This is a genomic window from Streptomyces bohaiensis, assembly GCF_012033785.1.
In the GTDB taxonomy this organism is placed as follows: Bacteria; Actinomycetota; Actinomycetes; order Streptomycetales; family Streptomycetaceae; genus Streptomyces; species Streptomyces bohaiensis.
On sequence record NZ_JAAVJC010000280.1, the window covers coordinates 1 to 6145 of the forward strand.

Sequence of the window (6145 nt, forward strand, 5' to 3'; positions counted from 1 at the left end):
CCCGCCGGTGGCTCCACCGCCGCTGCCGGCGGGCAGTGCGGCGGGGCCGTCGGCCGCCGGCGCGGTGTCGGCCGGGCCGTCCCCGGTGCCGTCGGCGTCCGCCGTTCCGGCCGGGGCGCCCGCGGTGGCGTCCCCGCCGCGGGCGGCGGAGGCGGCGGGGGTCTCGGCGGAGGCGGCGGGCTCGTCGTCGTACAGGCTGTCGTCCCACCCGAGGTCCTCGGGTCGGACGACAGCCGCGGGCTGCTGCTCTTCGTCCTCGGGTATGGCGTTGCCGTCGGTGCCGCGCACGGCTGCTCCCCCGTCGTCTGTGCTGTGGTCGTTCGGGTGCGGCGGGGCGAGCCGGACCGGGCGGTCCGGGCTCACGCCGCGCAGGTGTCGGCGGCGTCCTCGGCCGTCGAGGACTCGAGGTTCTCCGGCTTCTTCGCCGGGGCCTCGATCGGGACGCCGGGGCCGCTGAAGTCGTTGCCGAGGATGAGGGTCATCGCGCGGCCCGGTTCGGCGTTCTCGCGGATCTTCACCGCGCTGTCGGACATCCCCATCATGTCGGCAAGCGTAGCCGCCTGCGCCGCCTGGTCGGGGGTGTGCAGCAGCACGGTGGTCTCCTGGGCGTCCGCGTTGCCGCCGAGGGTGGCGAGCACGGCGCCCTTGCCGAGCAGCCAGTCCAGGGTCTGCTGGGCGGCGCCGGGGACGTCGCCCCCGTTGAAGACCTCGGTCTGGATCTCGCCGATGGCCGCGGGCTCCGGCTTGTCGTCGCCGTTCTTGGCGCCGTCGTCCTCCTCCGCGGGCTCCTCGTCTTCCTCGGCGGTGAGGGAGATGTCCTCCTGGATCATCCGGAACAGCGGCTCGGCCTTGGTGCGGTCGAGGACGACGGTCGCGGCGATCTCCTCGGCGGGGTTGTCCTTGACGGGGAGGGTGACGAAGGAGATGTCCTCCACCGGGACGCGTCCGAGGTCGCGGGCGAGCTCGTGCAGCTTCTGGACGTCGCCGATGGCGGTGTCGACGGTGAGGGCCTTGGTCGCGGCGTCGGCGAGGTCGAGCAGCTTGCCCGGGTCGGTGAGGGTGCCGTTGGAGGTCAGCGAGCGGGCCATCGAGCCGAGGAACTGCTGCTGCAGCTGGATGCGGCTGAGGTCGCTGCTGTGGCCCACGGAGTCGCGGGTCCGGACGAACGCCAGCGCCTCCTCGCCCTCGATGACGTGGGTGCCGGCGGAGAGCTTCAGGTGCGACTTGGGGTCGTCGATGTCCTTGGCGAGGCAGACCTCCACGCCGCCGACGGCGGTGGAGAGGGTCTTGACCGCGTTGAAGTCGAGCAGCATGAAGTGGTTGATCTCCACGCCGGTCAGCTCCTGCACCGTCTTCCAGGTGCAGCCGGGGTCGCGTCCCTGCTGGCCGTAGCTCTCGTTGAAGCGCACGCCCTGGCTTCCCGGGATGGTCTCGGTGACGCCGTCGCGGGTCACCTCGCACTCGGGGATGTCCACTATCAGGTCGCGCGGGATCGACAGGGCGGTGGCGTGCTCCCGCTCCTGGGAGAAGTGGAGCAGCACGGTGGTCTCGGCGTGGCCGAGGCTGTCGCGGTCGCCGTAGCCGTCATTGCCGTCGCCGGTGCGCTGGTCGGAACCGATCAGCAGGATGTTCACCGGGGCGTCGCTCGTCGCCGGATTGTCGTAGGGGACGTCGACCTTGGTGATGTTGTCGTTGAGCCGCTTGTAGGTCAGGTAGGCGGCGGTGCAGCCGACGACGAGGAGCAGGGCGAGGACGCCGGCGACCCACATGAGGATCTTCTTGCCGCGCTTCTTCTTCTGCTTGACCTTGCGGCGGCCCCGCTGGGCCCGGCGGTCGCGCTGCGCGGGGAGGTCGCCGTCGCGGCCCGCGCCCCGGCGGGCGGGGGGCGGGTCCTCGTCGTCCTCGTGCTCGTGCTCGGCGTCGTCGCGCGGCGGAGCGGGGCGGCTGGTCTCCTCACCGGGCGCGCGGCGCTGCCGGGGAGGGCCTCCCCGGTGGCCGGTCCCGTCCGGGTGCGGGCCGCGCTGGGGCGCACGTGTGCCCGTGGGCGCACCACCGCCGCGCTGCCCGCTCTGCGGGCGCAGCTCGTAGTTGCCCGTCTCCGGATTCAATACCCACTGATCAGCGGGGTCCATGCCCCCCGCTCCCCCACGTCCCTGCGCGTCCACTGCTGCGTGCGCCCTCCGTGCCGACTTGAGGATCGGACGGCACACACTAACCCCCGGGTTCCGTCGTCGACGACGCCGGTGACCCACTGCGCAGGCTTCACATCCGGTGATAGCGCCAGCTGTTCGACTGTCGTCACATATCGACCGTGTCTGCTTTATGGCGCTTTAGGGGTTTTCGTCGATCCCGGATCCTCACCTGTTCGACTACGCAGCGGAATCACCGAGGGGAAACGTTCCTGTCCTGTTCCGAACGGTCGCAAGCTGGTCGCGGCACGGTCTCGTTTCCGTAACGGTGACGGCGAACGGCCCCCACCGGGCGGCGCGCTTCCCCCCGCGCACGCCCGGGTGAGGAGCCGGCGGCGGGGCCGCGCCCACCGGTCACCCGGTCGCCGGGGCGCCCTCCTCCTCCGCCGCGTCGGACGTGCCGGAGGCGGGGAGCAGGCCGCCCGCCGGAGCGCCCTCCCGCGGATGGGCGGTCACCGGCACGTCCTCCCGCAGCTGGGCGAAGAGGGTGTCGGCGTCCGGCTGCACCAGGACGTCGCGGTCGGGGTCGGCCGGGTCGGCGGTCCGCGGCACGGTGACGAAGCGCAGCCCGCCCTCCGGCAGGTCGCGCAACTCGCCGACGAGGTCGTGCAGCCGGGAGAGGGAGGCCAGCGCCGGGTCGACCGTGAGCGAGGCGGTGGCGGTGCGCAGCACGGGGTAGAGCCGCGCCGGGTTGAGCAGCACACCGGAGGACCGCAGTTCGTCCAGGAGCAGCCCCAGGAACTGGTGCTGCCGTTCGATGCGGGCGGTGTCGCTGCCGTCGCCGATCCCCTGGCGGCCCCGGACGTAGGCGAGCGCGGCGTCGCCGTCCAGTACCTGGCGGCCGGCGGTCAGGTCCAGTTCGGTGTGCTCGTCCCGGACATCTTCGGTGAGGTGCACCTCCACGCCGCCGACGGCGTCCACGAGGTCGCGGAAGCCTTCGAAGTCGATGTCGACGTGGTGGTCGACCCGCACCCCGGTGAGCGCCTCGACCGTGCGGATGGTGCAGGCGGGCCCGCCGAACGAGTAGGCCCAGTTGAACTGGGCCCGCGCGGCGGGCACGGTGCCGCCGTCGGGACCGGTGCACTCCGGGATCTCCACCAGCAGGTCGCGGGGGACGGAGACGGCCGTGGCGCGCTGGCGGTCGCCGGAGAGGTGGAGCAGGAAGACGGTGTCCGAGCGCGCGCCGATGCCGCCGACCGCGCCGGGCAGCGAGCTGGGGTCGTCCGACCCGATGACCAGGACCGTGCGTGCGTCACCGGGCGGGGGCACCGGTCTCTCCCCTCCCCGGAGGTCCAGTTCGCGGGCGGTGCCGTCGTCGCTGGTGATTCCGGCGTCCAGGGAGCGGTAGGCGAGGTAGCCGGCGCCGGCCGTGAGCAGGGTGAGGCCCAGCGCCCCGAGGGCCACGGCGCGCAGCACGCGGCGCCCGCGGCGGGGGCGCCGCGGGCGCTGTGGCTCGGCGGTGGTGAGCAGGTCGTCGAGGAGGGTGGGCCGGTCGGCGCCCCGCGCGCGCACCGGCTCCGGGTGGTGGTCGTCCGCTGTCATGGGAGTGATGGTGACCCCGGCACCCCCGCACAGCGGCGCTCAGTCGGCGAAGTGCGTGACGTGTTCACTCTCCGCGCGGCGTGTCCGGGCCGGCTGGTCCAGCCCGTCCGCGGGGCGGCAGAGCACCACGGAGCCGCCGACGGCGAGCGGGGCGTACAGGCCGGCGGCGACCCCGGGCCAGCTCCCGTAGTCGCGCGTGGACATCAGCCGTCCACCGGTGGGGAGTCCGAGCTCCGCGGCTGCGGTGCGCGCCTCGGTGACCAGCTCCGCGGCGGTGAACGGACGGCCGTCGACGGTGAGGGCGAGCCCGTCGGGGTCGGGGTCCTCGAAGGACTGGAAGGTGTCGGGCTGGCCGGGGACGGCGACAGCGTAGTCGGTGAACCCCTCGGGCGCCTCGGGGAAGCGGAGGCCCAGCGGGCGGAGCGAGAGGGCGATGCGCTCCCCGGTGCAGGCGCGGGCCTCCTCCAGTCGGTCGGGGCCGGTGACGACGAGGTCCGCGGTGGCCGGGTCGCCGCCGATGTCGGCGACCACGCCGGTCGCGGAGCACGCCAGCAGCCAGGCGGCGGTCTGCCAGTGGGCCGGGAGCAGCAGCGCGAGGCGGTCGCCGGGCTCGGCGCCGAGCTCGTCCTGGAGGAGGCCGGCGGTCTTCGCCACCCAATTGGCGAGGGTGACGGCGGAGAGCTCCACGCGTTCACCGGTGGCGTCGTCGTAGTAGGTGACGAGGGGTCGGGCGCCGTCCGCGGCGAGCGCGGATCGCAGCAGGTCGTAGGGGGTCCGGTCACGGGTGTTCATCGTCGGAAGGGTACGCGGGGGGCGCGGCGGGCGGCAGGGCGCGGGCGGCGGGGGCGCGGTGCGACACCACGGACCATCACTCACATACCGTCATATTTCCATTCGACAGATGTATACGGATATGTACAGCATGGTTGCTATGCGTGCATTCATCGCTTCCACTGTCGGCGCCGCGTCGATCGCGGCCCTTGTCCTTCCCCTGGCCGTCTCCCCGGCCGGCGCCCTCTCGCACCCGGGGTCCGGGCCCGCTCCGGTCGCGGCGCCGGCGGCGCCGGAGACCGGGGGCACTCAGTCGCTCGCGCTGGGCCCGCTGGGGGGTGGTGGCCGCAGCGCGGGAGCGGACGCCCCCGCGGCCGGGGCCGTCGGCCTGGAGGAGACGGACGTCGCCCCCTTCTCGCTGCTGGGTGTGGTGTGGCCCGACGCCGCGGCCGATCTGGCGGGCGAGGTCGAGGTGCGGACCCGCGCGACCGGGACCGGGGAGTGGTCGCCGTGGGAGCACCTGCACACTGCGGCGGAGCACGCTCCCGACCCCGGGTCGGCCGAGGAGTCCGGACGGGAACTCGCCGGCGGCACCGAGCCGCTGTGGGTGGGCGACTCCGACGGCGTCCAGGTGCGGGTGGTGCCCGACGCGGGCGCCACCGCCGCCGCCGAACTGCCGGACGGGCTGCGGCTGGAGCTGATCGACCCGGGCGAGGACCCGGCGGCACCCGCCGACGCGGAGCCGCCGGTGGAGCGGTCCGGTGACCCGGCGGCCGCCGCCGACGCCGACACGGAGGCCGCCGCCACCGAGGCCGACGCAGAAGCCGCCGAGGCCGCGGACTCCCCCGACGCCGCGGCGGAGGCCGACTCCCGCGCGGAGGAGGAGCTCCAGCTGCTGTCGGCGCCCCGCCCCGGGGTGGTCACCCGCGCCAAGTGGGGCGCGGACGAGTCCTGGCGGGAGGGCGGCTTCGTCTACACCGACGCGGTGAAGACCGTCTTCGTGCACCACACCGCCGGGGGCAACGGCTACTCCTGCTCCGAGGCCCCCTCGGTGATCCGGGGCATCTACCGCTACCACACGCAGAGTCAGGGGTGGCGCGACATCGGCTACAACTTCCTGATCGACAAGTGCGGCACCATCTACGAGGGACGTGCCGGCGGCGTGGAGCGGGCCGTGCTGGGCGCGCACACCTACGGCTTCAACCACAACAGCATGGGCGTCGCCGTCCTGGGGACCCACTCCTCGACCGATGCCCCGGCCAAGGTGACCAACGCCGTGGCGCAGCTGAGCGGATGGAAGCTGCGGGCGGAGGGCCGGAACCCGGCCGGCACCTGGAAGCGGGTCTCCGCCGGCGGCAAGTACGCCAAGGGCACCGTGGTGACGATGCACAACATCTCCGGGCACCGCGACGGGTTCAGCACCGACTGTCCCGGCAGCCGGCTGTACAACCAGCTCCCGTCCATTCGGAAGACCGCCGCCGCGATGTGACACCGCCGGGGCGGACCGGGGGCGCGGCAGGCCACCGCGGGGTGCGGCGGGAGTGAGACCCGCCACACCCCGCGGTGCGGTCCCCGGCCGCGTTCCACCCCCGCCGGTCCCGCGCCCGCGCCCGACTGCCGCCGCCCGTCGCCCTGTCGGCGGG

The 6145-nt window shown here is 74.2% G+C and carries 4 protein-coding genes and 1 pseudogene; 1 reads left to right on the top strand and 4 read right to left on the bottom strand.

Annotated elements, in window-relative coordinates; translation table 11 throughout:
- From HCN52_RS20805 to HCN52_RS20820, 4 genes and pseudogenes are all read right to left on the bottom strand, one after another.
- A pseudogene (locus HCN52_RS20805) lies at nt 1–288 on the bottom strand (hypothetical protein); the annotation flags it as partial.
- Nucleotides 289–359: 71 nt separating this feature from the next.
- Nucleotides 360–2132, bottom strand: coding sequence for an LCP family protein (locus HCN52_RS20810; RefSeq protein ID WP_209314802.1), 1773 nt, complete (start codon nt 2130–2132; stop codon nt 360–362).
- A gap of 411 nt (nt 2133–2543) precedes the next feature.
- On the bottom strand, nt 2544–3731 hold the full coding sequence (locus HCN52_RS20815) for an LCP family protein (RefSeq protein ID WP_168089987.1): 1188 nt from the start codon (nt 3729–3731) through the stop codon (nt 2544–2546).
- Nucleotides 3732–3770: 39 nt separating this feature from the next.
- The gene (locus HCN52_RS20820; protein WP_168089988.1) at nt 3771–4523 is read right to left on the bottom strand and encodes a TIGR03089 family protein; all 753 of its coding nucleotides are present in this window, start codon (nt 4521–4523) and stop codon (nt 3771–3773) included.
- 139 nt (nt 4524–4662) lie between these two features.
- On the opposite strand from HCN52_RS20820, the gene HCN52_RS20825 reads away from it, so the two are divergent.
- A complete protein-coding gene (locus tag HCN52_RS20825; protein ID WP_168089989.1) occupies nt 4663–5991 on the top strand; it encodes a peptidoglycan recognition protein family protein in 1329 nt (442 codons plus the stop codon).
- Nucleotides 5992–6145 lie beyond the last annotated feature (154 nt).